At 67.9% G+C, this 26463-nt stretch carries 22 protein-coding genes; 9 read left to right on the top strand and 13 right to left on the bottom strand.

The features are described from left to right. Positions 1 to 143: 143 nt before the first annotated feature. From AXA74_RS11930 to AXA74_RS11920, 3 genes are all read right to left on the bottom strand, one after another. Positions 144 to 2348 (bottom strand): TonB-dependent hemoglobin/transferrin/lactoferrin family receptor, encoded by a 2205-nt coding sequence (locus AXA74_RS11930; RefSeq protein ID WP_032978937.1) that lies wholly within the window; start codon positions 2346 to 2348, stop codon positions 144 to 146. Between the two features lie 166 nt (positions 2349 to 2514). Continuing rightward, positions 2515 to 4539, bottom strand: coding sequence for a TRAP transporter permease (locus AXA74_RS11925; protein ID WP_029577828.1), 2025 nt, complete (start codon positions 4537 to 4539; stop codon positions 2515 to 2517). A 99-nt stretch (positions 4540 to 4638) separates the two neighbouring features. Further along, positions 4639 to 5601, bottom strand: coding sequence for a TAXI family TRAP transporter solute-binding subunit (locus tag AXA74_RS11920; protein ID WP_029577827.1), 963 nt, complete (start codon positions 5599 to 5601; stop codon positions 4639 to 4641). A 151-nt stretch (positions 5602 to 5752) separates the two neighbouring features. Here AXA74_RS11920 and AXA74_RS11915 point away from each other — a divergent pair, with 151 nt between their 5' ends. From AXA74_RS11915 to AXA74_RS11905, 3 genes are all read left to right on the top strand, one after another. Continuing rightward, positions 5753 to 6934 carry a DSD1 family PLP-dependent enzyme gene (locus AXA74_RS11915; protein WP_048940416.1) on the top strand — a complete coding sequence of 394 codons (1182 nt, stop codon included), beginning with the start codon at positions 5753 to 5755 and terminating at the stop codon, positions 6932 to 6934. Positions 6935 to 7089: 155 nt separating this feature from the next. Next, a complete protein-coding gene (locus tag AXA74_RS11910; protein WP_029577825.1) occupies positions 7090 to 8280 on the top strand; it encodes an acetylornithine transaminase in 1191 nt (396 codons plus the stop codon). 56 nt (positions 8281 to 8336) lie between these two features. After that, complete coding sequence (locus AXA74_RS11905; protein ID WP_029577824.1) at positions 8337 to 8582, top strand: DUF1653 domain-containing protein; 246 nt, start codon at positions 8337 to 8339, stop codon at positions 8580 to 8582. Positions 8583 to 8602: 20 nt separating this feature from the next. Here the strand turns inward: AXA74_RS11905 and AXA74_RS11900 are convergent, their stop codons facing one another. The 4 genes from AXA74_RS11900 to AXA74_RS11885 all read right to left on the bottom strand — a co-directional run bounded on the left by AXA74_RS11900 (position 8603) and on the right by AXA74_RS11885 (position 14895). Further along, entirely contained in the window at positions 8603 to 10630 is a 2028-nt protein-coding gene (locus AXA74_RS11900; protein ID WP_032978919.1) for an acetyl/propionyl/methylcrotonyl-CoA carboxylase subunit alpha, read from the bottom strand. Positions 10631 to 10655: 25 nt separating this feature from the next. After that, positions 10656 to 12263: a carboxyl transferase domain-containing protein gene (locus AXA74_RS11895; RefSeq protein WP_029577822.1), complete on the bottom strand. Its 1608-nt coding sequence runs from the start codon at positions 12261 to 12263 to the stop codon at positions 10656 to 10658. 115 nt (positions 12264 to 12378) lie between these two features. Beyond that, positions 12379 to 13560 (bottom strand): acetyl-CoA C-acetyltransferase, encoded by a 1182-nt coding sequence (locus tag AXA74_RS11890; RefSeq protein ID WP_029577821.1) that lies wholly within the window; start codon positions 13558 to 13560, stop codon positions 12379 to 12381. Positions 13561 to 13716: 156 nt separating this feature from the next. Further along, the gene (locus AXA74_RS11885; RefSeq protein WP_032957616.1) at positions 13717 to 14895 is read right to left on the bottom strand and encodes an isovaleryl-CoA dehydrogenase; all 1179 of its coding nucleotides are present in this window, start codon (positions 14893 to 14895) and stop codon (positions 13717 to 13719) included. A gap of 204 nt (positions 14896 to 15099) precedes the next feature. Here AXA74_RS11885 and AXA74_RS11880 point away from each other — a divergent pair, with 204 nt between their 5' ends. After that, entirely contained in the window at positions 15100 to 16275 is a 1176-nt protein-coding gene (locus tag AXA74_RS11880) for a M20 aminoacylase family protein (RefSeq protein ID WP_032978969.1), read from the top strand. 31 nt (positions 16276 to 16306) lie between these two features. After that, complete coding sequence (locus AXA74_RS11875; protein WP_029577818.1) at positions 16307 to 17278, top strand: tripartite tricarboxylate transporter substrate binding protein; 972 nt, start codon at positions 16307 to 16309, stop codon at positions 17276 to 17278. A 7-nt stretch (positions 17279 to 17285) separates the two neighbouring features. Here AXA74_RS11875 and AXA74_RS11870 read toward each other — a convergent pair whose 3' ends face one another. Continuing rightward, positions 17286 to 17666: a MerR family transcriptional regulator gene (locus AXA74_RS11870; RefSeq protein ID WP_029577817.1), complete on the bottom strand. Its 381-nt coding sequence runs from the start codon at positions 17664 to 17666 to the stop codon at positions 17286 to 17288. Positions 17667 to 17738: 72 nt separating this feature from the next. Between AXA74_RS11870 and AXA74_RS11865 the strand changes: the two genes are divergently transcribed. Further along, positions 17739 to 18800, top strand: coding sequence for an MBL fold metallo-hydrolase (locus tag AXA74_RS11865; RefSeq protein ID WP_029577816.1), 1062 nt, complete (start codon positions 17739 to 17741; stop codon positions 18798 to 18800). Positions 18801 to 18815: 15 nt separating this feature from the next. Here the strand turns inward: AXA74_RS11865 and AXA74_RS11860 are convergent, their stop codons facing one another. Next, on the bottom strand, positions 18816 to 19442 hold the full coding sequence (locus AXA74_RS11860; RefSeq protein WP_029577815.1) for a LysE family translocator: 627 nt from the start codon (positions 19440 to 19442) through the stop codon (positions 18816 to 18818). 147 nt (positions 19443 to 19589) lie between these two features. Here AXA74_RS11860 and metC point away from each other — a divergent pair, with 147 nt between their 5' ends. Further along, positions 19590 to 20780 (top strand): cystathionine beta-lyase, encoded by a 1191-nt coding sequence (metC, locus tag AXA74_RS11855; protein ID WP_029577814.1) that lies wholly within the window; start codon positions 19590 to 19592, stop codon positions 20778 to 20780. 10 nt (positions 20781 to 20790) lie between these two features. On the opposite strand, the gene AXA74_RS11850 is transcribed toward metC, so the two are convergent. The 4 genes from AXA74_RS11850 to argS form a co-directional block, all read right to left on the bottom strand. Further along, positions 20791 to 22344 carry an EAL domain-containing protein gene (locus AXA74_RS11850; protein ID WP_032957619.1) on the bottom strand — a complete coding sequence of 518 codons (1554 nt, stop codon included), beginning with the start codon at positions 22342 to 22344 and terminating at the stop codon, positions 20791 to 20793. Positions 22345 to 22465: 121 nt separating this feature from the next. After that, positions 22466 to 23098: a thiol:disulfide interchange protein DsbA/DsbL gene (locus AXA74_RS11845; protein WP_029577813.1), complete on the bottom strand. Its 633-nt coding sequence runs from the start codon at positions 23096 to 23098 to the stop codon at positions 22466 to 22468. Positions 23099 to 23155: 57 nt separating this feature from the next. Continuing rightward, on the bottom strand, positions 23156 to 23845 hold the full coding sequence (locus tag AXA74_RS11840; RefSeq protein WP_029577812.1) for an SPOR domain-containing protein: 690 nt from the start codon (positions 23843 to 23845) through the stop codon (positions 23156 to 23158). Positions 23846 to 23851: 6 nt separating this feature from the next. Next, positions 23852 to 25537, bottom strand: a complete 1686-nt coding sequence (gene argS / locus AXA74_RS11835) for an arginine--tRNA ligase (protein ID WP_032972386.1) — start codon at positions 25535 to 25537, stop codon at positions 23852 to 23854. Between the two features lie 184 nt (positions 25538 to 25721). On the opposite strand from argS, the gene AXA74_RS11830 reads away from it, so the two are divergent. Together AXA74_RS11830 and AXA74_RS11825 are read left to right on the top strand one after the other, a co-directional pair. Further along, a complete protein-coding gene (locus AXA74_RS11830; RefSeq protein ID WP_029577810.1) occupies positions 25722 to 26057 on the top strand; it encodes a DUF1840 domain-containing protein in 336 nt (111 codons plus the stop codon). 86 nt (positions 26058 to 26143) lie between these two features. Beyond that, positions 26144 to 26461, top strand: coding sequence for a hypothetical protein (locus AXA74_RS11825; RefSeq protein ID WP_029577809.1), 318 nt, complete (start codon positions 26144 to 26146; stop codon positions 26459 to 26461). Positions 26462 to 26463: the final 2 nt, after the last annotated feature.

Below are 26463 nucleotides of genomic sequence, written 5' to 3'. Positions count from 1 at the left end.
GTCGGCCCGCATATCGGCAGACCAGCAAACGTGATTTTACTTTACGCGGAACGGTCACTCGGATCAACCGCGCGTACGCCATGGATATCGGGGGCGTTGCGCCCACGGCACGCCACAGGGGGACGTACCCCCGCGGCGCGGGTTCAGAAATGCTGCGACAGGCTCAGTTTGATATTGCGGCCCAGCCCCGAGACCGATTCGCCCAGATAGGGACGGTAGGGCCGGTCGAACACATTGTCCACCGTCAGGCGCAGCTGCAGGCCGGGCCAGCGCGGCGGGCGCCAATGGGCGAACAGGCCGTGCAACGCATAGCCGCTGCTGGCCGGCAAGGACCAGTAGACGGCCATGGGGTCGCTTTGCGTGGGCGAGCGGTCCTGGCGCCGCACGAATTCGCCGGTCCAGCCCAGGGACAAGCCTTGGGCCGGCAACTTCACGCCCAACATGGCGTGCGCCGAAAGCGGCGGGATCTCCGCCATCCAGCTGCGTTGGCCGCCGGGATCGCGCGGCGAGCTGTCGCGCCAGCCGCGCATGGCCGATACGGCGAGCTTGCCGAACCAGCGCGCGCTGTCATAGAAGGATTCCAGCTCCAGCCCCTCGATGCGATAGCCCGGCAGATTGCGGTAGTTCGACAGCGGCCGCGCGCAGGGCGGGCTCGCGCACAGCACGCCCCGGCGCACGACAATCTCGTCCTTGCCGCGATTGGAGAACACGGTGGCGCGCAGTTGCAGATGGTCGCGGTCGGCCACGATCTCGCGAAAATCCAGGATGGCGCCGGCGCGCCATCCCAGCATGCGCTCGGGCTTGAGCCCGCGGCTGCTGCCCGAGGCCTGGGCGCGTTCGTACTGGACCTCATATTGTTCATCGATCACCGGCGCGCGCCAGCCGCGCGTCACATCGGCCAGCAGGCTCAGCCAGGGCCGGGCCCGCCACAGCGTGCCCAGGTGCGGTGTCCAGCCGGTATAGGTCACCGGCCGATAATCGTGGCCCGCCGAGGGCCGCGGGCTGTTGTAGCGCGGCGCGTCATTGGGCCGGCCCTCGTTGACGACGTGGTCGTAGCGCAGCCCCGGCGTGATGGTGAGCGAGCCCAGTGTCATGGCGTTCTGCAGGACCAGGCTGCGCGCGGTCTGCTGTCCCGCGGGCATGTAATAGGGCTGGAAATAACCGTGGTTGTAGTCGGCTCGCCTGGCGCCAGGCGGGTAGTACATGAGCGTGTCGCGCTCGTGCCGGTGCCAGCGCGTGCCCAGTAGCAGCGCGTGGTCGACGCGGCCGGTCGAGAACCTGGCCGTGTTGCGCAGCTCCAGCACGCGGTCGCGGTAGCTCACCCAGCTCCGGTTGCCCAATGTGCCGAGAAAGGCGCTGCGCGAGGCGTTTTCCGGGCGGCGGTCGTGCTGGTCGGTCCGGGATTGCGCATACGACAGCGTCAGGTCCAGCCAGGGACTGGCCGACGGCGCATAGTTCCAGCGGGCGCTGAGGGTCTGGTCGGTTTGATCGCGATGCACCAGCCGGCGCCGCCAGGCGCCCGTCAGGCCATAGCGGCGGATGTCGGCCTCGGAGGGGCCGGGCAGGTCGTCGCGTTTGGCCGCGAAAGGCTGCCAGCCGGACGAGGCCGAGCGCATGGCCGACAGCGTCAGCAGGTGGGCGTCGTTGAGCTGGATGTTCGATTTGGCGAGATAGGACTGCAAGTCGTTGCCCGAGAACAGGAAGCGGCTGCCGCCGGGACGCCGCAGATTGCCGCCATCGCGCCGGTTGAAGTAGACCAGGCCGTCGACCGCGCCGGCGGGGCTGCGCGCGAACACCGCGCCGCTGTAGATGTTCTGGCCGTCATTGCTGTGATGGCCGTACTTGAGCAGGCCGCCGAAATTCCGGTCCGGCGCCAGCAGCTCGCTGGCGTCCTTGGTGTCTATCCTGACCGTGCCGCCAAAGCCGGCGGTGCCGTCCAGCAGGTTGTGGGGCCCCTTGTCCACTTCGATGCGCCGTATCAGTTCGGGCTCGATGAATACCGAGCCCTGGCGGTATTTCTCGAAGCCCTTGGGCGCGCCGTCGAGCACCAGCTTGACGTCCTCGGTATCGCCCAGGCCCCAGATGTTCAGGCTCTGTCCGCCGGGGCGGGGCGAGCCGGCCAGGGAAATGCCGGGCAGGCGGTCCACCAAGCTGGCGAAATTGTCGGCCTGCGCGCGATCGATGTCGGGCTGCTCCAGTTCCGAACGGCTGAGCTCGACGCTGTCGGCCAGGACCTCCTGGGCGGGCAAGGTGAAGACCGTGGGCGGTGCCGCGGTATCGGCATGGGTGTGGGAGGAGACGGCGGGCAGGAGCAAGGCGGCCAGGGCCAGGGGCTTGGGCAGGGACATGCAGGAAACAGCCTGAAGCGGGAGCCATGAATGGAATGAGAATCAATACTAAATATCCCGAAGGCCAGGCGTGCCCAGGAGGTTTCCGATTGCCGCGTCGGATAAGGACGGGCCGCGGACAAAAGAAAAGCCCCGCGAGGGGGCTTGAATCAGACGGTTGCGGCGGTCAGGCCGTGCGTGGCCGGTGTTCCTGCGCCCAGCTCTGCCACTGGCTGATGAAGGCCGGTATGCAGATCGCCAGGCCGATCAGGCCGCTCAAGGCGCCCGGCAGGATGGTCAGGAAGGCGCCGACGGTAAAGAGCCAGCGCTCCCAGCTCTTCATGAGCACCAGGAAGTAGCGCGAGAAGGCCGCCGACAGCAGCACCAGGCCGATCATGCAGCCCACCAGCGTCACGCTGAAGTCATACCAGGTGAAGCCTTTGACCGAGATCAGCAGCGACGGCGAAAACACGAACACAAAGGGCACGATGAGCTTGGTGATCCCCAGCCTGAAGGCCGTGACGCTGGTCTTCAGAGGATCGCTGCCCGCCATGCCGGCCGCCGCGTAGGCCGCCAGCGCCACCGGCGGCGTGATGTCGGCCAGGATGCCGAAATAGAACACGAAGAAGTGCGCGGCGATGGGCTGCACGCCCAACTGCACCAGCGTGGGAGCGGCGACGGCGACCATGATGAGGTAATTGGCCGTGGTCGGCACACCGCAACCCATCAGCACGCAGACCACGCCCGTCATCACCAGGGCGGCGATCAGGGTGAGGGTTTGCGCATTGGCCACGGCGTCCGGGATGATGCTGCCCACGCCGCCGGCGATGGCCTGGGAGGCCATGATGACGATGTAGGAGATCTTGAAGCCGACGCCGGTCAGCGTGACCACGCCGATCACCAGGCCGACGGTGCCGGCCGCCGCGCCCACGGCCAGCGCGTACTTGGCGCCGGTCTCGAAGGCCTCGTACAGGTCGCGCCAGCGCAGGCGCTGGAAAGGATTGAGCAGGCCTACCACGATGCAGCCCGTGATGCCGGCAAAGGCGGCCAGATAGGGTGTGCGGCCGCTGGCCAGCACGCCGATCAAGAGGACCAGCGGGATGAGGGTGGGCCAGCGCATCTTGAACGAGGCGCGCAGCTTGGGCATTTCTTCGGCCGTCAGTCCGCGCAGGCCTTCGCGCTTGGCTTCGAAATGCACCTGCATGAACATGCCGAAGAAATACAGGAAGGCGGGGAAGATCCCGGCGATCGCGATGTCCTGGTAGGGGATGCCGAGGAATTCGATCATCAGGAAGGCGGCCGCGCCCATGATGGGCGGCGTGATCTGGCCGCCCGTGCTGGAGGCCGCTTCCACGCCCCCGGCGAAATGGCGCGGATAGCCGATGCGGATCATGGCCGGGATGGTGAGCGAGCCCACGGTCACGGCGTTGGCGACCGAAGAGCCCGAGAGCATGCCGAACATGGCCGAGCCGAAGACCGACACCTTGGCCGGGCCGCCGGCATAACGGCCGGCGATGGTCGAGGCGATGTCCAGGAAGAGCTGGCCCAGGCCGATGCGGGTGGCCAGCACGCCAAACAGCACGAAGTGAAAGACATAGGTCGCCACCACGCCCACCGCCACGCCATAGATGCCCTGGCTGGTGAGGTACATGTGGTTGACGATCTGGGACCAGTTGTTGCCCGCATGCTTGAGCAGCCCGGGGAACCACGGCCCGAAGGCGGCATAGGCCAGGAAGACCAGCGCGATGATGGGCAGGGGCCAGCCCATGGCGCGCCGCGTGCCTTCCAGCAGGCCGAGGATGAGCACGGTGCCCATGGCCACGTCCATGGGCAGCGGATTGCCCACGCGGAAGGCCAGGTCTTCGAAGATATAGGGGATGTACAGCACGCTGAGCGCCAGCACGATGGCGATGATCCAGTCGTACAGGGGCACGCCGCCGGGGGCGTACCAGGTGGACTTGGGCTCGCGCTGGTAGTGCGCCTTGCTGAAACCGAAGACCAGGAAGATCAGGCTCAGCACGAAGGCCAGGTGCACGCCGCGGTGGGTGGCTTCACGCAGCAGGCCGAAGCCGGCTGTGTAGTAGTGAAAGATGGATAGCGTCACCAGCAGCAGGGAGACGATCCAGGTGGCGGTCTTGTCCAGAGGCCGGAAGCGGATTTCCGCATCGTATTTCTCGGCCAGCTTCTGGGTTTTGTCGTGGTCTATTTCCATGGCCAATGCATCTCGCGGGCGGGAACACCCCGCCGGATAAAGACAGGGCCACGGCTGCAGGGCATGCCGTGGCCTGTTGGGTATCGCAGGCGGGGCGGCTTACTTCAGCAGCCCGGCTTCCTTGTAGTACTTCTCGGCGCCCGGATGGAAGGGGATGCCGGCGCCCTTGACGGCGTTGTCCTTGGTGATCAGCTTGCCCTTGGTGTGGCCGGCGGCCAGGGTTTTCTGGGTGGCGTCGCTGTACATGGCCTTGACGATGTCATAGACGGTCTGCTCGGGCAGCTTGGCCGAAGTCACCATCTGGGCGTTGACCGAGATGGTCTTGACCTCGCCCACGCCCTGGTAGGTGTTGGCGGCGATGGTGTCCGGCGTGAAGAACTGCTGGCTGGCGCGCAGCTTGTCGATCTCGGGGCCGACCAGGGGCACGATCTCGATGCCCGCGCCGCTGGAGGCCAGTTCGGCGATGGCGCCGGCCGGCGCGCCGCCCACGAAGAAGAAGGCGTCCAGGCCGCCGTCCTTGATCTTGTCGCCGGCCTGGTTGGGCTTGAGGTATTCGGCCTTCACGTCCTTGTCGGTCATGCCGTAGGCGCCCAGGATGAGGCGCACGTCGACCAGCGTGCCCGAGCCGGGCTCGTCCATGGAGACGCGCTTGCCGCGCAGGTCCGCCACCGACTTGATGCCGGCGCCCTTGCGCGTGACCAGGTGGATGCTTTCCGGATAGAGCGTGGCGATCAGGCGCAGATCCTGGGCCTTGGGCTTGCCCTCGAAGGTGCCGGTGCCGCTATAGGCCCAATAGGCCACGTCGGATTGCGTGAAGCCGGCCTCGAAAGAACCGCCCAGGATGCCGTTGATGTTGGCCACCGAGCCGTTGGAGGCGGCCGCCGTGGCGATGAGCTTGCCCGGCTGCGAAATGGCGTTGGCGATCATGCCGCCGATGGGGTAGTAGGTGCCGGCGGTGCCGCCGGTGCCGATGCGGAAGAACTGTTGCGCCTGCGCCGAGGTGGCCGTGCCCGCGATGGCAACGGCGAGCGTCAGGGTCTTGATCCATTTTTTGAGTGACATGTAAAGCTTCTCCGTGTGAACTGGCTCTGTGAATGATGGCCGTTTAGCAACGCCAGTGTGTCACGCGGGGATTGCTTAGCCAATCACCCCGAGGGTATGGTTTACCTGGGGGCCGCGGGGCCCTATGGTTATGACTGCCTCAGTTTTGGTTATGGACTCGGGGCGATGCGCGGAGCGAACGCTGGTGACCACACGCCTATCCCATCTTTCCAATGTCCTTACCCTGCCTGACCCCGCCCTGCCCGGCCAGCCGCTGGCGCAGGTCGACACGCCCAGCCTGGTGCTGGACCTCGACGTCTTCGAGGCCAACCTGGGCGCCATGCAGCAATGGGCCGACCGCCATGGCGTGGCCCTGCGTCCGCATGCCAAGGCGCACAAATGCCCGGAGATCGCGCGCCGCCAGCTGGCCCTCGGGGCCCGCGGCATCTGTTGCCAGAAAGTCAGCGAGGCCCTGCCCTTCCTGGAGGCGGGCATCCGTGACATCCACATCAGCAACGAGGTCGTGGGCCCGGCCAAGCTGGCCCTGCTGGCCCAGATCGCCGTGCGCGCCGATGTGAGCGTCTGCGTGGACAACATGACCAATCTGCATGCCCTGGCCGCCGCCATGGCCCAGGCTGGCGCGCGCATCACGGTGCTGGTCGAGGTCGATGTGGGCCAGGGGCGCTGCGGCGTGACCGACGATCACGAAGTGCTGGCCCTGGCCCGCGCCGCCGAGGCCATGCAGGGGCTGCGCTTCGGCGGCCTGCAGGCCTACCATGGCTCCGTGCAGCATGTGCGCGGCCATGCCGAGCGCGCGGCCATCTGCGCCCAGGCCGCCGCGCGCGCGGCCGGCTATGCCTCGCTGTTGCGCGCCCACGGCATCACCTGCGAGCGCATCACGGGCGGGGGCACCGGCAGCGCCGAATTCGACGCCGCCAGCGGCGTCTACACCGAGCTGCAAGCCGGCTCCTATGCCTTCATGGACGGCGACTATGGCGCCAACGAATGGTCCGGGCCGCTATCCTTCGGCACCAGTCTTTTTCTCCTGTCCACCGTCATGAGCACGCCGGCGCCCGGCCGCGTCATCCTGGACGCGGGCCTGAAGTCCGTCACCATCGAATGCGGCCTGCCGCAGGTCCATGACCGGCCCGGTTTGGTCTACGCGGCCGCCAACGACGAGCACGGCGTGGTGCGCGTGCAGGAGGGCGCCGTGGCGCCCGCCCTGGGCGAAGTGTTGCGGCTGGTGGTGCCGCACGTGGATCCCGGTTTCAACCTGCACGACACCCTGGTGGCCTACCGCGACGAGACGGTCGTGGGGCTTTGGCCCATCTCCGCGCGCGGCTTGAGTCGCTAGATCCAGGGCATCCGGCCCCGTTTGTTTATCCCGTTGGGGCGCCCCGGGGGCGCCCCGGGGGCGCCCTGGCAGGCCGCCTGACACTTGGCTGCCGCGCCAAGGTGCTAAATTTCAGCTTTCCTCCCACCCTTCCTGTTTCTTTTTGCGGAACTGCCATGGAATTCAGCCAGTTGAACGTCAATACCCTCATGGAGATCACCTCCCGCCCGGACCTGGTGTTCGTGCGCGGCCAGGGCTCCTGGCTGGAGGATCACGCAGGCAAGCGATATCTGGACTTCGTGCAGGGTTGGGCGGTCAATGCGCTGGGCCACTGCGCGCCCGAGATGCAGCAGGCGCTGCAGGCGCAGGCCGGGCTGTTGATGAATCCTTCGCCGGCTTTCTACAACCTGCCCTCGCTGGAACTGTCCCGGCGCCTGACCGAGGCCTCGGTGTTCGATCGCGTCTTCTTCGCCAACAGCGGCGCCGAAGCCAATGAAGGCGCCATCAAGCTGGCCCGCAAGTGGGGCCGCGTGCACCGCAACGGCGCCTACAAGATCATCACCATGGACCACGGCTTCCATGGCCGCACGCTGGCGACCATGTCGGCCTCGGGCAAGCCGGGCTGGGACACCATGTTCGCGCCCCAGGTCGACGGTTTTCCCAAGGCCGACCTGAACGACCTGGACTCGGTGCGCGCGCTCATCGACGCCCAGACCGTGGCCATCATGCTCGAGCCCGTGCAGGGCGAGGCTGGCGTCATCCCGGCCTCGCGCGAGTTCATGCAGGGCCTGCGCAAGCTGGCCGATGAGCACGGCATCCTGCTCATCGTGGACGAAGTGCAGACCGGCATGGGCCGCACCGGTTCCATGTTCGCCTACCAGCAGTTCGACGTCGTGCCCGACATCATGACCCTGGGCAAGGGCATCGGCGGCGGCGTGCCCCTGGCCGCGCTGCTGGCCCGCGAGTCGGTCAGCGTGTTCTCGCATGGCGAACAGGGCGGCACCTACAACGGCAATCCCCTGTGCACGGCCGTGGGCGTGGCAGTGTACGACGCGCTGGCCGCGCCGGGGTTCATGGACGGCGTGCAGGCGCGCGCCCGCCAACTCTCCGAGGGCCTCCTGGCCCTGTCCGAAAAGCACGGCCTGCAAGGCGAGCGCGGCATGGGCCTGCTGCGCGCCCTCAAGCTGGATGGCGAATACGGTCCGGCCATCGTCGAGGCCGCCCGCCAGCTGGAGCCGCAAGGCCTGCTGCTGAACGCGCCGCGCGGCAACCTGCTGCGCTTCATGCCCGCCTTGAACGTCTCCGAGGCCGAAACGGCGACCATGCTGGAGCAGCTCGATCACCTGATCGCCACCGTCCGCAAGTAAGCCTTGTTTTTTCCCGCGACAGCCGCGTCATGCGGCTGTCGTGCTTTGGAGCCGCCATGTCCGCCATCGAAGACTTCCGCCCCGGCGTGTATCGCCACTACAAGGGCCAGCATTACCTGGCGCTGGGCCTGGCCCGCGCTGATGAAACCGACGAGACCGTCGTCGTTTATGTGCGGCTCTATCCGCGCGACGGCCTGCCCATGAACACGCGCCTGCTGCGCATCTGGAACGAGACCGTGAGCACCGAAGCCGGCGAGCTGCCACGCTTCAGCTATGTGGGGCCGGCCAGCCCGGCGGCCTGAAGTCCCGCCGGGCCGCGGCCTCAGGCTTGCGCTTCGCCCAGGGCGATGAGGGCCACGCCCTCGGACACCTGGTCGCCCAACGCATAGAAAATCCCCGTCACCACGCCCGCGGCCGGCGCGGTGATGGTGTGTTCCATCTTCATGGCCTCCATGACCAGCAGCGCCTGGCCTTTCTCGACGCTGTCGCCGGCCTTGACCGCGACCGCGATGATCTTGCCCGGCATGGGGGCGGTCAAGCCGCCGCCATGGCCCTCATGGCCGTCGTCCACATGCCTGTCCAGGCGTTGCAGCACGACGGTGTCGCCCTGGCGGAACACATGGGCGCGGTCGCCGTGCAGCACGACATTGCCGCTCACATCGCGTCCATCGAGCGACAGCCGCAGGCCATAGGCCAGCTCGGGGTTGGCGCTGGGATGGGCGCGCCATTGCAGCGCCATCGCGGGGCTGTCGTCCACGGTCAACGACCAGCCCTCGGGGCCGCGCGCGAGCACGGCCTGGCGGGTGTTGCCCTGGTCGTCCCAGGGCAGGACACGGCGATAGCGCCCGCCCAGGCGCCAGCCATCGCGCGCCGCCCAGGGGTCGGCGTCGCGCGCCGCGCGCTGCGTATCGCTGGCCAGGCCTTCGCTCACCAGCACGGCCACGCTGGCTAGGGCCAGGGCCTCGGGGCGGGCCGCCTGCGCCTCGGGCAGCAACGTGGCGCGGCGGCGCTCGATCAGGCCGGTGTCCAGGTCGGCGCCGGCAAAGGCCTCGTCGCGCATGAGCCGGGTCAGGAAGGCCACATTGGTCTGCACGCCGACGGCCTGCGTCTGCGCCAACGCCTGCACCATGCGCGCGCGGGCCTGGTCGCGGTCCGCGCCGCGCACGATGAGCTTGGCGATCATGGGATCGTAATAAGGCGTGATGGTGTCGCCCATGCGCACGCCGCCGTCCACGCGGATATCGCCATTGCTGAAGGCGGTGTGCGGCGGCAGCGCCAGATAGGAAAGCGTGCCGATGGAGGGCAGGAAGCCTTTCTCGGGATTCTCGGCGTAGATGCGCGCCTCGATGGCATGGCCTTCGATGCGCAGCTGCTCCTGCGTCAGGGGCAGCGGCTCGCCGGCGGCCACGCGCAACTGCCATTCGACCAGGTCCAGACCGGTGATCATTTCGGTGACTGGGTGTTCGACCTGCAGGCGCGTGTTCATTTCCATGAAATAGAAGCGCCCGTCGGGTTCGGCGATGAACTCCACCGTGCCTGCGCCCACATAGCCCACGGCTTGCGCGGCGGCCACGGCGGCCTGGCCCATGGCCTGGCGGCGTTCGGGTGTCATGCCGGGCGCCGGGGCTTCTTCGATGACTTTCTGGTGGCGGCGCTGCACCGAGCAGTCGCGTTCGAACAGGTACACGCATTGGCCATGGCTGTCCGCGAATACCTGGATCTCGATATGGCGCGGTTTCTGCAGATAGCGCTCGATGAGCACGCGGTCATCGCCGAAGCTGGCGCGCGCCTCGCGCTGGCAGGACGCCAGGGCCTCCAGGAAGGCGGCGCTGGACTCCACCACGCGCATGCCCTTGCCGCCGCCGCCGGCGCTGGCCTTGATGAGCACGGGATAGCCTATCTTGTCGGCCTCGCCGCGCAGGAAGGCCGGATCCTGGTTCTCGCCGTGGTAGCCCGGCACCAGCGGCACGCCCGCGCGCTCCATGAGCGCCTTGGCGGCCGACTTGCTGCCCATGGCGGCGATGGCCGAGGGCGGCGGGCCGACGAAGGCGATGCCCGCGTCGGCCGCGGCCTGGGCGAAGGCCTCGTTCTCGGACAGGAAGCCATAGCCCGGATGGATGGCCTGCGCGCCGCTGGCCAGGGCGGCCTGCAGGATGGCGTCGGCGCGCAGATAGCTGGCGCGCGGCTCGGGGCCGCCGATATGCACGGCCGCGTCGCAGGCCGCGACGTGGCGCGCGTCCGCGTCGGCGTCCGAATAGACCGCGACCGTGTGCAGGCCCAGGCGGCGGGCAGTGGCGGCGACGCGGCAGGCGATCTCGCCGCGATTGGCAATCAAGAGCGTGGTGAACACGGGCGACTCCTTGGCGCGGCGTGGCTTACATGCGGAACACGCCGAAGCGCGTGTCTTCGATGGGGGCGTTCAAGGCCGCGGACAGGGCCAGGCCCAGCACGCGGCGGGTATCGGCCGGCGCGATGATGCCGTCGTCCCACAGGCGCGCCGTGGCGTAATAGGGATGGCCCTCGCGCTCGTATTGGGCGCGTATCGGCGCCTTGAAGGCTTCTTCTTCCTCGGCGCTCCATTGCGCGCCGCGGCTTTCGAGGCCGTCGCGCTTGACCGTCGCCAGCACGCTGGCCGCCTGTTCGCCGCCCATCACGGAGATGCGCGCGTTGGGCCACATGAACAGCAGGCGCGGCGAATAGGCGCGGCCGCACATGCCATAGTTGCCGGCGCCGAAGGAGCCGCCGATCAGGACCGTGAACTTCGGCACCTTGGCCGTTGCCACGGCGGTCACCATCTTGGCGCCATGGCGCGCGATGCCCTCGTTCTCGTATTTGCGGCCGACCATGAAACCGGTGATGTTCTGCAGGAAGACCAGCGGGATCTTGCGCTGCGCGCACAGCTCGATAAAGTGCGCGCCCTTTTGCGCCGATTCCGAAAACAGGATGCCGTTGTTGGCCACGATGCCCACCGGCATGCCGTGGATGTGGGCAAAGCCGGTGACCAGCGTCGTGCCGTAGCGGGCCTTGAACTCGTCGAATTCGGAACCATCGACGATGCGCGCGATGACTTCGCGCACGTCGAAGGGCTTGCGGGTATCGGCGGGGATGATGCCGTTGAGCTCGGCCGGGTCGTAGCGCGGCTCGCGCGGCTCGACCAGGGCCAGCGGCCGCGGCTTGCGGCGGTTCAGGCGGGCCACCGCGTTGCGGGCCAGTTCCAGCGCGTGGCGGTCGTTGGCGGCCAGGTGGTCGGCCACGCCCGACAGCCGCGTATGCACGTCGCCGCCGCCCAGGTCTTCGGCGCTGACCTCCTCGCCGGTCGCCGCCTTGACCAGGGGCGGGCCGCCCAGGAAGATGGTGCCCTGGTTCTTGACGATGATGGACTCATCGCTCATGGCTGGCACGTAGGCGCCGCCGGCCGTGCACGAGCCCATCACCACGGCGATCTGCGCGATGCCCTGGGAGGACATCACGGCCTGGTTGTAGAAGATACGGCCGAAGTGATCGCGGTCCGGGAAGACCTCGTCCTGGCGCGGCAGGTTGGCGCCGCCCGAATCGACCAGGTAGACGCAGGGCAAGTTGTTCTGCTGCGCGATCTCCTGCGCGCGCAGATGCTTCTTGACCGTCATCGGATAGTAGGTGCCGCCCTTGACCGTGGCGTCATTGCACACGATGACGCACTCGGTGCCCGCGATGCGGCCGATGCCGGTGATCAGGCCCGCGCCCGGCGCTTCGCCGTCGTACATGCCATGCGCGGCCAGGGGCGAGAGTTCCAGGAAGGGGCTGCCGGGATCGATGAGCTGTTCGACACGCTCGCGCGGCAGCAGCTTGCCGCGCGCGACATGTTTGGCGCGCGCGCTTTCGCTGCCGCCCAGCGCGGTCGCGGTCATTTGGCGGTCGAGGTCGTCGAGCACCGTCTGCATGGCGCTCGCGTTGGCTGCGAAATCGGCGCCGCGCGTATCGATGCGGGATTCGATGATGGGCATGGCCGTCCTGGCTCGTTTTGGGGAAAGGGGCGCGCCCGGGATGGGCGCGGTTTGTCTCGTTGTGGGTGTGCCGGCCTGTCGTCGCGGCGGCCGGGCGGGCCCGGCCGCGGGCCGGTCAAAGCATTTCGATGGCCATGGCCACGGCTTCGCCGCCGCCAATGCACAGGGTCGCCACGCCTTTCTTGCCGCCCTTCTGGCGCAGGGCGCCGATCAGGGTGGCCACCAGGCGTGCGCCGGAGGCGCCGATGGGGTGGCCCAGGGCCGTGGCGCCGCCGTGGACGTTGACCTTGTCGCGCGGCAGACCGAAGTCCTTCATGGCGGCCATGGTGACCACGGCGAAGGCCTCGTTGATCTCGTACAGGTCGACATCGCCGGCCTTCCAGCCCGTCTTGGCGAACAGGTTCTTCAGCGCGCCGACCGGGGCGGTGGTGAACCACTGCGGCTCTTGCGAATGCTGGGTGTGGGCCACGATGCGCGCCAGCGGCTTGACCCCGAGCTTCTCGGCGGTCGAGGCGCGCATCAGCACCATGGCGGCCGCACCGTCGGAAATCGACGAGGAGTTGGCGGCCGTGACCGTGCCGTCTTTCTTGAAGGCCGGCTTGAGCGTCGGGATCTTCTCGGGCATGGCCTTGGTCGGCGCCTCGTCGGTGTCGATCACCGTGTCGCCCTTGCGGCCGGCCACGGTGACCGGGGTGATTTCCCACTTGAAGCTGCCGTCCTCGGTGGCGGCGCGGGCGCGGCGCAGCGACTCCAGCGCGAAAGCGTCCTGGTCTTCGCGGCTGAAGCTGTACTTGGCGGCGCAGTCTTCGGCAAACACGCCCATGGCCTTGCCGCGGTCATAGGCGTCTTCCAGGCCGTCCAGGGCCATGTGGTCGTACACGGTGCTGTGGCCGTAGCGGTAGCCCTGGCGGCCTTTCAGGAGCAGATAGGGAGCATTGCTCATGCTCTCCTGGCCGCCGGCGACCACGACCTCGGCCGTGCCGGCCAGCAGCAGGTCATGCCCGAACATGGCGGCCTTCAGGCCCGAGCCGCAGACCTTGTGGATGGTGGTGCAGCTCACGCCCAGCGGCAGGCCGGCGCCCAGCGCGGCCTGGCGGGCGGGCGCCTGGCCTTGCCCGGCCTGCAGCACGTTGCCCATGATGACTTCATTGACCTGCTCCGGCTTGAGGCCGGCGCGTTCGACGGCGGCCTTGATCGCCACGGCGCCCAGTTCATGGGCGGACAGGCCGGACAGGCTGCCCATCATGCCGCCCATGGGCGTGCGGGCAACGGAAACGATGACGATAGGGTCGGACATGACTTGCTCCTTTAAATCGGGACAGGACTACGCGGCCCGGCAGCGCCAGGCCCTGTCTGTATCGTAAAAGAAAAGCGCCGCCCGCTTGCCCGGCCGCGCGCCGGATGCGCTTGCGGCAGATCAGGAAACGCTGGCATGGTCGGGCTCGCGCGGTGATCAGGCGGTTTCGTTGAACAATTCCCGGCCGATCAGCATGCGGCGGATCTCGCTGGTGCCGGCGCCGATTTCGTAGAGCTTGGCGTCGCGCCACAGGCGGCCGACCGGATATTCATTGATATAGCCGTTGCCGCCCAGCAGCTGGATGCCCTCGCCGGCCATCCAGGTGGCGCGCTCGGCGGTGTAGAGGATGAGGGCGGCGCAGTCCTTGCGGACCTGGCGCACATGCTCGCGGCCCAGGCGGTCGAGATTCTTGCCCACGGTGTAGCAGAAGGCACGGCTGGCCTGCAGCGTGGTGTACATATCGGCCATCTTGCCCTGGATGAGCTGGAACTCGCCGATGGCCTGGCCGAACTGCTTGCGGTCGTGGACGTAAGGCACGGCGACGTCCATGACGGCCTGCATGATGCCCAATGGCCCGCCCGACAGGACGGCGCGCTCGTAGTCCAGGCCGCTCATCAGCACTTTCACGCCGCCATTGAGCTGGCCCAGGATGTTTTCTTCGGGGACTTCGCAGTCCTCGAACACCAGCTCGCCCGTGTGGCTGCCGCGCATCCCCAGCTTGTCCAGCTTCTGGGCCACCGAAAAGCCCTTGAAACCCTTTTCGACCAGAAAGGCCGTGATGCCGCGCTGGTGCGCCTCGGGATCGGTCTTGGCATAGACGACCAGCGTGTCGGCATCCGGGCCGTTGGTGATCCACATCTTGCTGCCGTTCAGGACGTAGCGGTCGCCCTTTTTCTGGGCGCGCAGGCGCATGCTGACGACATCGGACCCCGCGCCAGGTTCGCTCATGGCAAGCGCCCCGACATGCTCGCCGGAGATCAGCTTGGGCAGATAGCGCGCTTTCTGCGCATCCGTGCCATTGCGGTAGATCTGGTTGACGCAGAGGTTCGAGTGCGCGCCATATGACAGGCCCACCGAGGCGCTGGCGCGCGAGATTTCTTCCATCACCACCATATGGGCCAGGTAGCCCAGGCTGGTGCCGCCGTACTCCTCGCTCACCGTCATGCCCAGCACGCCCAGCTCGCCGAACTTGCGCCACAGATCCATCGGGAACTGGTCATCGCGGTCGATCTCGGCGGCGCGCGGGGCGATCTCGCTCAAGGCGAAACTGCGTACGGCATCGCGCAGCATATCCAGGTCTTCGCCCAGATCGAAGTTCAGGCCAGGAATGTTCATCGATGTCTCCGTGATAGTGAGTACTCGCACGCGCCACGCTGCCGGGGGTATCCAGGCGGATGATGCAGTGCAAATATTACGTTTACGTAAACGTAAAGATCAGTCGGGTTTTCCCTAGGCCCGGATGCCGCCTGGACGGGCCCGCAGGCGATTTGCCGCGGGTAAGATGCCGCGCCATCATTGCCATTCCGTAGAACAAGGGAAATCACCATGCTAGCCAATCTGGACGACATCGTCGCCTTGCGCCGCGACATCCATGCCCATCCGGAGCTGTGCTACGAGGAGCACCGCACCGCCGCCCTGGTGGCCGACACCCTGCGCGGCTGGGGCATCGAGGTCCATACCGGCATCGCCAAGACCGGCGTGGTGGGCGTGCTCAAGCGGGGCGCCTCGTCGCGCGCCATCATGCTGCGCGCCGATATGGACGGCCTGCCCATGCAGGAGGAAAACCAGTTCGCCCACCGATCCCGCCACGCGGGCAAGATGCACGGCTGCGGCCATGACGGCCATATGGCCATGCTGCTGGCGGCCGCGCGCCACCTGAAGACGCATGGCGGCTTTGACGGGACCGTCTATTTCACCTTCCAGCCCGCCGAGGAGGGCGGCGCGGGCGGCCGCGCCATGATCGAGGACGGCCTGTTCGAACGCTTTCCTTGCGAGGCCGTCTTCGGCATGCACAACTGGCCCGGCATCGCGGCGGGCACGTTCGGCGTGTGCGCCGGGCCCATGATGGCCGCGGCCAATGGCTTTCGCATCACGGTCAAGGGCAAGGGCGGCCATGCCGCCGCGCCCCAGGATTGCGCCGATCCGGTGCCTGCCCTGTTTGCCATCGGCCAGAGCCTGCAGACCATCCTGACGCGCAGCAAGCGCCCGCTGGATGCGGCCGTGCTGTCCATCACCCAGGTCCAGGCCGGCGGCCCGGTGATCAACGTCGTGCCCGACAGCGCCTGGCTGGGCGGCTCGGTGCGCGCCTATCGTCCCGAGGTGGTGGACCTGATCGAGCGCCGCATGCGCGAGATCGCCGCCGGCGTGGCCGCCGCGCATGGCTGCGAGGCCGATGTGTTCTTCGAGCGCCGCTACCCTGCCCTGATCAACACCGAGGCCGAGACCGCCTTTTGCCTGGACGTGATGCGCGAGGTGGCCGGCGAGGCCGGCGCGCGCGTGATCGAGCCCGTGATGGCCTCCGAGGATTTCGCCTTCCTGCTGCAGGCCAAGCCCGGCTGCTATGTCTTCATCGGCAACGGCGACGGCGAGCACCGCATGGCGGGCCACGGCCTGGGGCCCTGCAATCTGCACAATGTGAGCTATGACTTCAATGACGCCTTGATCGCACCCGGGGCGACCTACTGGGTGCGCCTGGCGCAGCGCTATCTGGCCTGAGACGGGCCGCCGACAACATAAGGGGAAAGCAATGAAAGCAAAGACTTGCCTGGCCGCGGGCCTGCTGGGCGCCATCGCCATGGCGGGCGCGGCCCAGGCCCAGGACTGGCCCGGCGCCAAGCCGGTGACCGTGGTGGTGCCCTACACCGCCGGCGGCAGCGCCGACGCCATCGGCCGCCGCCTGGGCGACGTGCTGCGCAAGGAAACCGGCGCCACCGTCATCATCGAGAACAAGCCGGGCGCCGGTGCCGGCCTGGGCACCGACCAGGTGGCGCGCGCGCAGCCCGACGGTGCCACGCTGCTGCTGGCCTCGACCAGCCCGCTGACGATTCTGCCGCACCTGCGCAAGACCCATTACGATCCGATGAAGGACCTCGCGCCCGTGGCCAGCGTGGCCGTGGCCCCGGTGGCCATCGTGGCCACCAAGGCCTTGCGGGTCGATGATTTCGCCGGCCTGATCGACTTTGCCCGCAGGCATCCCGATGCGGTGCGCTTCGGCACGCCGGGCCAAGGCACGGTGGCCCATGTGGGCATGGCGGCCCTGATGGGCGCGACCCAGGTCCGCATGACGCATGTGCCCTACCGGGGCAACAGCCAGGCCCTGACCGACGGGCTGGGCGGCACGGTGGAATTGCTGGTGGTCAACAGCGATGTGGTGCTGCCCCACGTGGCCAGCGGCGCGCTCAAGCCGCTGGCCGTGATGGCGCCCGAGCGCCTGGCGGTCTGGCCGCAAGTGCCCACCCTGGCCGAGCTCAAGCTGCCGCAGGCGCAGTACTACTCCAACTTCGGTATCTTCGCGCCGGCGGGGATGTCCGCCGGGCTCATGCACAGCCTGCAGGCCGCCTTGCAGCGCGCCATGGCCAACCCTGACTACCAAGACCTGCTGGCCAAATCCTATCTGCAGCCGGGCACGGGGGTGGGCGAAACGTTTGCCAAGCAGGTGCGCCAGGAATACGCCAGCAACGCGCAGATCATCAAGGCCAACGACATCAAGGCCGAGTGAGTCCGCGTCAGGCCTTGCTGGCCAGCAAGGCCTGGCACTGCTGTTCCTGGGCGGTGATCTCGGCCAGTGTGTCCTCGATATCGCGCCGCTGCTGCTCCAGCATGGCGCGGTGCTGGCCGAGCACCGACAAGTACTGGCGCAGCTGCGCCTCATTGTCGCCCGGGCCGTCGTACATATCGATGAGGCTGCGGATCTCCGACAATTGCAGGCCCAGCCGCTTGCCGCGCAGCGCCAGCTTCAGGCGGGTGCGGTCGCGCGCGCCGTAGACGCGGTTGCGGCCTTCGCGCTGTGGGCTGACGATGCCCTGATCCTCATAAAAACGGATCGTGCGGGGCGTGATGTCGAACTCGCGCGAGAGCTCGGAGATGGTCCAGGTTGACGGGGACATGCGGTGTGTGGCAGTTTACGTAAACGTAAATTATGATGCCTTGACCCAGACGTCAAGCTTGCGAGACGAGACATGAATCCCAATGAGCAGAAGTTGCAGTACCCCTGGGGCGATGCGCAGCCCGAGGCGGGCCGTGCCCAGGAGGTGGCCCCCGGCGTGAAATGGCTGCGCATGCCCCTGCCCTTCGCGCTGGACCACATCAACCTCTGGCTGCTGCGCGACGAGATCGACGGCCGCCAGGGCTGGACCATCGTTGATTGCGGCATTGCGCGCGACGAGGTCAAGACGCTCTGGGAGCAGGTGTTCGAGCAGGAACTCGACGGCCTGCCCGTCCTGCGCGTGCTCGTCACGCACATGCATCCGGACCACGTCGGCCTGGCCGACTGGCTGTGCCAGCGCTGGCAGGCGCCGCTGTGGATGAGCATGACCGATTTCATGGTGGCCTCGTTGTGGTCCAGCCGGGCCGGCGGCAGCGGCGCCGGCGGCGAAGGCGCGGTGGCGCATTTCGCCCGCCACGGCCTGACCGATCCCGAGGCGCAGGCGCAGATCCGCCAGCGCGCCGGCTATTACCCCAACCTGGTGCCCAGCGTGCCGGCGCGCTTTACCCGCGTCATGGACGGCGACCTGGTCCGCATCGGCGGGCACGACTGGCGCGCCATCGTGGGTTATGGCCACGCGCCTGAACACATGTCCTTCTTCTGTGCCGACCTGGGCTTGCTGATTTCGGGCGACATGGTCTTGCCGCGCATCTCGACCAATGTCAGCGTGTTCGACCACGAGCCCGAGGCCAACCCCCTGCCGCTGTACCTGCGTTCGCTCAATGCCTATGTGGACCTGCCGCAGGACACCCTGGTGCTGCCTTCGCACGGCCGCCCCTTCCGGGGCCTGCACGAACGCATCGCGCAGCAGCAACAGCATCATGCCGAGCGCCTGGCCGAGGTCATGCAAGCCTGTGCGCAGGCGCCCCGGTCGACCACCGACATCGTGCCGGTGCTCTTTCACCGCAAGCTGGACCTGCACCAGCTGACCTTCGCCATGGGCGAGGCGCTGGCCCATCTGCACGCGCTCTACTTCGAAGGCCGGCTCAAGCGCGCCACGGGCGAAGACGGCATCGTGCGTTTCCGGGCGGCCTGACCGTCCGGGCGGCCGTCAGCGGCTGGCGCTCGCCAGCCGCAGGGCCAGTCCGATGAAGACCACGCCGGCCAGCCGGTTGAGCCAGCGCTGCGCGGTGGCCGAGCGCTGCAGCATCTGGCCGAAGGCGCCCGAGAATACCGCGATGGCGCCGAAGACCAGCAGCGTGGCCACCATGAAGACCGCGCCCAGCTCGACGATCTGCCAGGCCATGGGGCCGGCGCCCGGACGGGTGAACTGCGGCAGAAAAGCAAAGAAGAACAGCAGGACCTTGGGATTGGTGAGGTTCATGATGATGCCGCGGCGGTACAGCGCGCCGGCGCGCAGGGGCTCGGGTTTTTCGGCCGCGCCGGCGCCCACGGGCGCGCGCAGGATCTGCCAGGCCAGATAGAGCAGGTAGGCCGCGCCGGCCAGCTTGAGCACCGTGAAGGCCGCCGGGGAGGCCGCGAACACCGCCGCCAGTCCCACGGCCACGGCCGCAGTATGGCCCAGCAGACCGGTGCACAGGCCCAGCACGACCAGAAAGCCGGCCTTGCGGCCCCAGATGGCCGATTGCATCAGCACGAAGAGGTTGTCGGGGCCGGGCGTGAGGGCCAGGAGCACGGCGATGCCGAAGAATGCGATCAGGGTATCGAGAGGCAGCATGGGGTCGGCGCTAAAAGGAGGAAAGTCGCGGCGGGCGCGCTTGCGGCATCATAGGCCAAGTCGCGCCCGGCTTTGGGTAATATCGATCCAACCGCCGGCCGGGTCTCCGCCTGCTACCCTGTCACTCTTTCATTCGCCATTGCCGTCATGTCTTCTTCCGCGCATATCGACACGCTGCTTCAGCACATGGGCACCGCGCCCTTCGACCCCAAGACCGGCGTCGCGCCCGTCAACCTGCCTTCCATGCGCGCCAGCACCGTGCGCTTCGAAAGCCTCGAGACCCTGGAAAACGCCCAGCGCCGCAAGGCGGCGGGCGAGCGCGCCGCCACCTATGGCCGCATGGGCATGGACACGCACGCCGCGCTCGAGCAGGTGTTCTGCCGGCTCGAGGGCGGCACGCACTGCTATCTCGCCTCCTCCGGCCTGGCCGGCATCACCCTGGCCTTCATGGCCCTGCTGTCGGCCGGCGACCACGCCCTGGTGGCCGATTGCGTCTACGGCCCGGTGCATGAACTCAATGCCGCCGTGCTGTCGCGCATGGGCATCGAGCTGACCTTCTACCACGCCGGCGAAGACCTGGAAAAACTGGTGCGTCCCAATACCCGGCTGCTCTACGTCGAGGCGCCGGGCTCGCTGCTGTTCGAGATGCTGGACATGCCGGCCTTGGCGCGCTTTGCGCGCAAGCACGATCTCATCCTGGCCACCGACAACACGTGGGGGTCGGGCTATATCTATCGTCCGCTGGCGCTGGGCGCCCAGGTGTCGGTGATCGCCGGCACCAAGTACGTGGGCGGGCATTCCGACCTGATGCTGGGCGCGGTCGTCACCAATGACGAAGCCATCGCCAAGCGCCTGAACCGCACGCAATACGCCATGGGCTATTCGGTCAGCGCCGATGACGCCTGGCTGGCCCTGCGCGGCGTGCGGACCATGCCGGTGCGCATGGCGCAGCACGCCCGGCATGCCCTCGAGATCTGCGAGTTCCTGCAGGGCCGGCCCGAGGTCGCGGCCATCTACCACCCGGCATGGCCGGGCGATGCCGGCCATGCGCTCTGGCAGCGCGATTGCAGCGGCTCCAACGGCATGCTGGCGGTCCAACTGCGCCTGTCGCCGCAGGCCGCGCGCCTCTTCGTGGACGCCCTGGAGCTGTTCGGCATCGGGTTTTCGTGGGGCGGTTTCGAGTCGCTGGTGCAGCTGGTCACCCCGGGCGAGCTGGCGCGGCACCGGTATTGGAAGGGCGGACAGGATGCGCTGGTGCGCCTGCATATCGGCCTGGAGTCGCCGGCCGACCTGATCGCCGATCTCACCCAGGCCCTGGAGCGCGCGGCCGGCCGCTGAGCCCGCGCGCTCAGCCCTGCGCCCGCCGCCAGTCCGCCAGCGCTTCGGGCGGCAGCGGCGGCGAGTACAGATAACCCTGCCCCCATTGCACGCCGTGGCGGGCCAGGTGTTCGGCCTGCTCCTCGGTCTCTATGCCTTCGGCGGTGAGGTCCAGGTGCAGCCGGCGGCCCAGGGAAATAATGGTCTCCAGCACGGCCGCATTGACCGAATCGGTGCCGATGCCGACGACAAAGCTGCGGTCGATCTTGATGAAGTCGGCGTCCAGTTCGCGCAGATAGGACAGCGCGCTCTGTCCGGTGCCGAAATCGTCCAGTGCCCACAGCACGCCCAGATTGCGGGCCTGGCGGATATTGGCCTGGGTCTGCGGGTCTTGCGGCAAGGCCTCGCGCTCGGTCAGCTCCAGTACGACCTTGGGCCTGCCCGGCCCCAGTGCGGCCATCAGCACGCCGACATCCTGCGCGAAAGCGGGCATGGCCAGGTGCGAGCCGCTGATGTTGATTCCCAGGTGGTCCTGCGGGCCCAGGCCCAGCAGCGGCAGGTCGGCCGCCACCAGGCCGAAGATGTGGCGCGTCAACGCGGGCATGAGGCCGTGCTGTTCGGCCAGCGGAATGAAGAGGTCGGGCCGCACCATGCCCAGGTCCGCGCGGCGCCAGCGGATCAGCGCCTCCACGCCGCTCATCCTGCCGCTGGGCAGGTGCACCACGGGCTGGTAGACCATGGAAAACTCGCCCTGGCGCATGCCACGCAGGATTTCGCTGGCCAATGACAGGCGGCGCCGGTTGTAGCGGTAGGCCGCGTAGCCGGCGATCAGCGAGGCAATGACCAGAAACGGCGCGTGGTGCCACCACAGATAGCGGCGGTGCGCGGCGACGGCGGCCAGGGCCGGCGCGACCGTCACGACCACGGGGTAGCGCGAAGAGCGCGCCTGCACGCTGGCGCGGGTGCTGAACGCGGCCGCGCCCTCGGCGGGCACGCTGGGCGAAAGCGGCCCGCCGGTGTCGCTCATGTCCACCTGCACGCGGAACTCGCCATTGTTGGAGGCCGCCTTCTGAATGTCCATCAAGTACTGGCCGTCGATGACGGCCATGGCGCCCGTACCCGGGCCGGTGGACTCGGAAACCACGATGGCCGACCGGTCCGGCACCACCAGCGAGCCGGCAATGGGCGTGATGGCGCGCGCGGCCGGCAGCGTGGGCATCCCGTCGAAGACGTCGCGCGGCGCGAAGTTGACGCCGCCGATGAGCGAGGTGCAGTACAGCCTGCCGTGCTTCATCAGGCTGAGCGAACGGTAATAGAGCGTGATATTGGCTTGGCGGGCGAGCTCGGGCGCGGCGTCGGGACAGGGCTGGTCCAGCAGCCCGACGGCATGATGGACATTGTCGAAGACGACATCCAGCGTGCTGTCCACTTGCCGCTGGATGGTCGCCGCCGTGATGGCGGACTCGCCTTTGGCGCGGTCCTGGGCCATCCACCAGATCAAGGGCGCCATCAGCAGCGGCGGCAGCGCCATCGCGATCAGCGCGGCGAGAAGGCTCCAGCGGTGGCGATGCTTGATGGCCTGCATGGTGCGGCTGAGCCCTCCCGTTCGTGGATGACGGACGCTTGCGCGGCCATTGTAAGCCGCCATGAAAAACCCCCCAAGATCCGAGAGGATCCTGGGGGGCATGCCGCTGGCCCGGGAGGGCTTATTGGCCGCGGGCCATCGGAATCAGCTTGTCGATTTCCTTGATGGCGCCTTCATAGCTGTTGCCCGCCAGCACCGGCGAGGTCATGAACTTGCCGCCCACGGCAAACGAGGGCGTGCCGTCGATGCGATAGGCTTCGGCCAGCTGGTTGGCGCGCTGCACCTGGGTCTGGACGCTGAAGGAGTCGAACACGGCGTCAAACTTGGCGCGGTCCACGCCCTGGGCGGCGGCCCACTCGCCCATGGACTTCTTGTCGAACAGGCGCTTGCGCTCGCCGTGGATGGCGTTGAAGACCTTGACGTGCAGATCGGGGCGGTCCAGCGCCAGCAGCGTGTAGTACAGCTGCTGCAGCGGCTTCATGCCGGCATTGAAGGCGATGGGCACCTGCTTGAGGACGACGTCCTGCGGCTTGGTCTTAGCCCAGTCCTCGATCATGGGCTCGATGGCCGCGCAGTGCGGGCAGGTGTAGGCGAAGAATTCCAGGACTTCGATCTTGCCCGGGGTATCCGAAGGCAGGGCCGGCGAGATGGGGACATAGCCATTGCTACCCTGCGCGTGGCTGGCGGGGGCAAAAAAGGTTGTCGCGGCCAGGGCGGCGGCGGCCAGGAGGCGGGAAATCGAGGGGGACGGCATACGTGTTCCTGGAGTGAAAGCGTTACAGACCCGGCGCGGGCCCGGAAGTTCAACGGTTTATTGCTGCTTGACCACGGTGGATTCGATCTTGTTCTCGCCCAGGCGGCTGCGTGCGCGATTCATGTCGTCCAGGCGTGAGAAAGGGCCGACGCGGACCCGGTTGACCTGCACGCCGTTGACCTCGGCGCGCTGCACGTTCACGGGCAGGCCCAGCAGCAGGATGCGCGCCCGCAAGGACTCGGCATCGGCCTGCACACGATAGGCCCCGGCCTGCAGATAGTAATTGCCATTGGCCTGCTGGGCGGGCGGTGTGGACGCGATGCTGGCGGTCTTCTCGGGCGGCTTGGCCGCGGCGGCCGGCTTGGACGGGGCAGGCGCGGCGGGCACGGGGACGGGCAGCGGCGCGGCGGCCTGGTCGGCGCTGGGCAGCGTGGCGATCAGCGCGCCCAGGTCGTCGGTCTTGCCATCCGGCAAGGGCGTGGGCGCTGTCGCCGTCGGACCGGTCGGCGGCGTGCCCGCGGCGCCGTCGCGCCCATACAGGCCCTGGTTGGGATCGGGCGCGGTGCGGGGATCGATAGGCTTTTCGGGTCCGCTGGCCTGGCGCGTGGCGCGGTCCACGAAAGGCATGGGCGCCTTGGTGACATAAAAGGCGACGGCGGCGGCCAGGATCAGGCCGATCAGCAGGCCGGCCAGCACGCCGTAAAGCGTGCTGCCGCCCTGGGAGCTGGATTTGCGCTTGCTGGCCATGGGCGCTTACATGCGTTGGGGCGCGGTCACGCCCAACAGCGCCAGGCCGTTGGCCAGCACCTGGCGCGTCGTGGCCGCCAGGCGCAGGCGGGCGAGCTTGAGCGCCGGGTCATCGACCAGCACGCGCTCGGCGTTGTACCAGCCATGGAAGTCCGAGGCGCAGTCGCGCAGCCAGAAAGCGATGTGGTGCGGCGCGAGCTCCTGCGCGGCCAGCTTGACCACGTTGGGGAACTCGGCCAGGCGCTGCATCAGGGCGAATTCGGTCGGGGCCGTCAGCGGCGAGGTGTCGGCCGCGGCAATGGCGGCCTCGTCCAGCCCGGAGCCCGCGATCATGCTGCAGATGCGGGCATGCGCGTACTGGATGTAATAGACCGGGTTCTCGTCGCTCTTGGACAGGGCCAGGTCGATGTCGAACACGAACTCGGTGTCGGCGCGGCGCTGGATCAGGAAGTAGCGCACCGCGTCGCGGCCCACCCATTCGATCAGGTCGCGCATGGTGACATAGCTGCCGGCGCGCTTGGAGATCTTGACCTCCTCGCCGCCGCGCATCACCTTGACCATCTTATGCAGCACATAGGCCGGGAAATCCTTGGGGATGCCCTCGTCCAGGCCTTGCAGCCCGGCGCGCACGCGCGCCACCGTGCCGTGGTGGTCGCTGCCCTGGATATTGATGGCCTGGTGAAAACCGCGCTCCCACTTGGCCTGGTGATAGGCCACGTCGGGGACAAAATAGGTGTAGCCGCCTTCGCGCTTGCGCATGACGCGGTCTTTGTCGTCGCCCGTGCCCAGTTCGGTCGTGCGCAGCCAGAGCGCGCCGTCCTGCTCGTAGGTGTGGCCGTTGGCCTCCAGCCGCTGCACGGTGCGCTCCACCCGTCCCGAGGTGTAGAGCGAGCTTTCCAGGAAGAAGTTGTCGAACTTCAGGCCGAAGGCCTGTAGGTCCAGGTCCTGTTCGCGGCGCAGATAGGCCACGGCAAAGGCGCGGATATCTTCCAGGTTGTCGAGATCGCCGCTGGCCTGGACCGGCTGGCCGTCGGCGGCCTGCACCGATGCGCGGGCAGCGTAGTCGCGGGCGATGTCCAGGATGTAGTCGCCCTTGTAGCCGTCGGCCGGCCATTCGGGGGCGTCGGTGGCGATGCCGCGGGCGCGCGCCTGCACGCTGATGGCCAGGTTCTCGATCTGGTTGCCGGCGTCGTTGTAATAGAACTCGCGCGTCACATCCCAGCCGGTGGCGTCGAACAGGCGGCAGATGGCATCGCCCAGGGCGGCCTGGCGGGCATGCCCCACGTGCAGCGGTCCGGTGGGGTTGGCCGACACGAACTCGACCAGCACTTTTTCGCCGCGCCGCGGGCCGCGCCCGTAGGCCTCGCCCTGCGCGGCCACGGTGGCGATCACCGCCTGGCGGGCCTGGGCGGTAAAGCGCAGGTTGATGAAACCGGGGCCGGCGATCTCGGCGCTGTCGACGAGGTCGCGGGCCTGGGGATCGGCCAGCAGCGCGTCCACGATGCCCTGGGCCAGCTCGCGCGGATTGCGCTTGGCCGGCTTGGCCAGTTGCATGGCCACATTGGTGGCGATATCGCCGTGGGCGGCGACCTTGGGACGTTCCAGCTGGATGTCGGGCTGGGCCTCGGGCAGGATGCCGGCGACGGCACGGGCGAGCAGGGAAATGAGGTGTTGTTGTTGCTCAGGGAGCATGGGCGATCGGCAGAAAATGTCAGGAGGCGGATGCAGGGCCCGCTTCAGGCGGGGCGCTCGCGCGAAAAGTGCCTAAATGATAGCGCGAACCCGGTTTTTCCATGCCTGGCCGGCCGCGCGCGGCGCAGTTGGCAGAGGGGGACTGATGGGGTAGTGTATGAAATTATCAGTTGGGAGACGCAAGATGCTGATCACCTTTCACTCCAAGGCCACCGCCGAAGTCCTGATGCGCACGGTTGATGCGGCCCCGCTTCTTCAGGCGGCAGGCAAGCTGGTGGGCGACGAGATCCCCGAGCGCGGCGTCTTCACCCCCGAACAACTGCCGGCCGCGATTGCCGGCCTGGAGGCCGCCGTGGCCGGGCAGCCGGCTCCGGCCGAAGACCATCCCGACCAGGAACCCAAGCACCCGGTCGAGCGCGAGGTGGGCCTGCAGCAGCGCGCCTATCCCCTGCTGGACATGATGCGCCAGTCGCTGGCCGCGCGCGCCGACCTGACCTGGGAGGTCAGCCGGGGCTGGTAAGGCAATGTCGCCGGTCTGACAATGCCAGGCTGGTTTTTTCTGCATACTGCGGTGGCCCGTCATTTTCGACTTCCAGGAGATCTTCCATGCGTAGCGACGTCACCGTGATTTTCGACGCCCGCCGCTCGCTCGATTTCACCGTCCAGGTGGAGCCCTCGAGCGCCGCGTCGCTGGCTGCCCGTGATTGGTTCGACAGCGCCTGGGAGCTGCTGGGCTGCGAGCCGCTGCGCCCCAGCGGCAAGGTGCTGCTGCTGGACAAGATCATGGGCGTGGCCGATGCCCTGGGCTATGAGACCCTGTCCAGCGACGCCAAGGAGGCCGGGGAGTTCGCGCGCAACGCCGCCCTGGCCCTGGAAAAGCCCCGCGTCATCGTCGACCTGCCGGGGCTGTCCGTGGGCTATTGAGT

It is taken from the genome of Bordetella hinzii LMG 13501 (genome assembly GCF_001548475.1).
GTDB lineage: Bacteria > Pseudomonadota > Gammaproteobacteria > Burkholderiales > Burkholderiaceae_B > Bordetella > Bordetella hinzii.
This window is presented reverse-complemented; position numbering and strand designations above follow the sequence as displayed.

What these genes read in the sequence shown, in the direction of transcription:
- AXA74_RS11930 (WP_032978937.1), bottom strand. Translation starts at nt 2,348, where the DNA reads ATGTCCCTGCCCAAGCCCCTGGCCCTGGCCGCCTTGCTCCTGCCCGCC.
- AXA74_RS11925 (WP_029577828.1), bottom strand. Translation starts at nt 4,539, where the DNA reads ATGGAAATAGACCACGACAAAACCCAGAAGCTGGCCGAGAAATACGAT.
- AXA74_RS11920 (WP_029577827.1), bottom strand. Translation starts at nt 5,601, where the DNA reads ATGTCACTCAAAAAATGGATCAAGACCCTGACGCTCGCCGTTGCCATC.
- AXA74_RS11915 (WP_048940416.1), top strand. Translation starts at nt 5,753, where the DNA reads ATGGACTCGGGGCGATGCGCGGAGCGAACGCTGGTGACCACACGCCTA.
- AXA74_RS11910 (WP_029577825.1), top strand. Translation starts at nt 7,090, where the DNA reads ATGGAATTCAGCCAGTTGAACGTCAATACCCTCATGGAGATCACCTCC.
- AXA74_RS11905 (WP_029577824.1), top strand. Translation starts at nt 8,337, where the DNA reads ATGTCCGCCATCGAAGACTTCCGCCCCGGCGTGTATCGCCACTACAAG.
- AXA74_RS11895 (WP_029577822.1), bottom strand. Translation starts at nt 12,263, where the DNA reads ATGCCCATCATCGAATCCCGCATCGATACGCGCGGCGCCGATTTCGCA.
- AXA74_RS11890 (WP_029577821.1), bottom strand. Translation starts at nt 13,560, where the DNA reads ATGTCCGACCCTATCGTCATCGTTTCCGTTGCCCGCACGCCCATGGGC.
- AXA74_RS11885 (WP_032957616.1), bottom strand. Translation starts at nt 14,895, where the DNA reads ATGAACATTCCTGGCCTGAACTTCGATCTGGGCGAAGACCTGGATATG.
- AXA74_RS11875 (WP_029577818.1), top strand. Translation starts at nt 16,307, where the DNA reads ATGAAAGCAAAGACTTGCCTGGCCGCGGGCCTGCTGGGCGCCATCGCC.
- AXA74_RS11870 (WP_029577817.1), bottom strand. Translation starts at nt 17,666, where the DNA reads ATGTCCCCGTCAACCTGGACCATCTCCGAGCTCTCGCGCGAGTTCGAC.
- AXA74_RS11865 (WP_029577816.1), top strand. Translation starts at nt 17,739, where the DNA reads ATGAATCCCAATGAGCAGAAGTTGCAGTACCCCTGGGGCGATGCGCAG.
- AXA74_RS11860 (WP_029577815.1), bottom strand. Translation starts at nt 19,442, where the DNA reads ATGCTGCCTCTCGATACCCTGATCGCATTCTTCGGCATCGCCGTGCTC.
- metC (WP_029577814.1), top strand. Translation starts at nt 19,590, where the DNA reads ATGTCTTCTTCCGCGCATATCGACACGCTGCTTCAGCACATGGGCACC.
- AXA74_RS11850 (WP_032957619.1), bottom strand. Translation starts at nt 22,344, where the DNA reads ATGCAGGCCATCAAGCATCGCCACCGCTGGAGCCTTCTCGCCGCGCTG.
- AXA74_RS11845 (WP_029577813.1), bottom strand. Translation starts at nt 23,098, where the DNA reads ATGCCGTCCCCCTCGATTTCCCGCCTCCTGGCCGCCGCCGCCCTGGCC.
- AXA74_RS11840 (WP_029577812.1), bottom strand. Translation starts at nt 23,845, where the DNA reads ATGGCCAGCAAGCGCAAATCCAGCTCCCAGGGCGGCAGCACGCTTTAC.
- argS (WP_032972386.1), bottom strand. Translation starts at nt 25,537, where the DNA reads ATGCTCCCTGAGCAACAACAACACCTCATTTCCCTGCTCGCCCGTGCC.
- AXA74_RS11830 (WP_029577810.1), top strand. Translation starts at nt 25,722, where the DNA reads ATGCTGATCACCTTTCACTCCAAGGCCACCGCCGAAGTCCTGATGCGC.
- AXA74_RS11825 (WP_029577809.1), top strand. Translation starts at nt 26,144, where the DNA reads ATGCGTAGCGACGTCACCGTGATTTTCGACGCCCGCCGCTCGCTCGAT.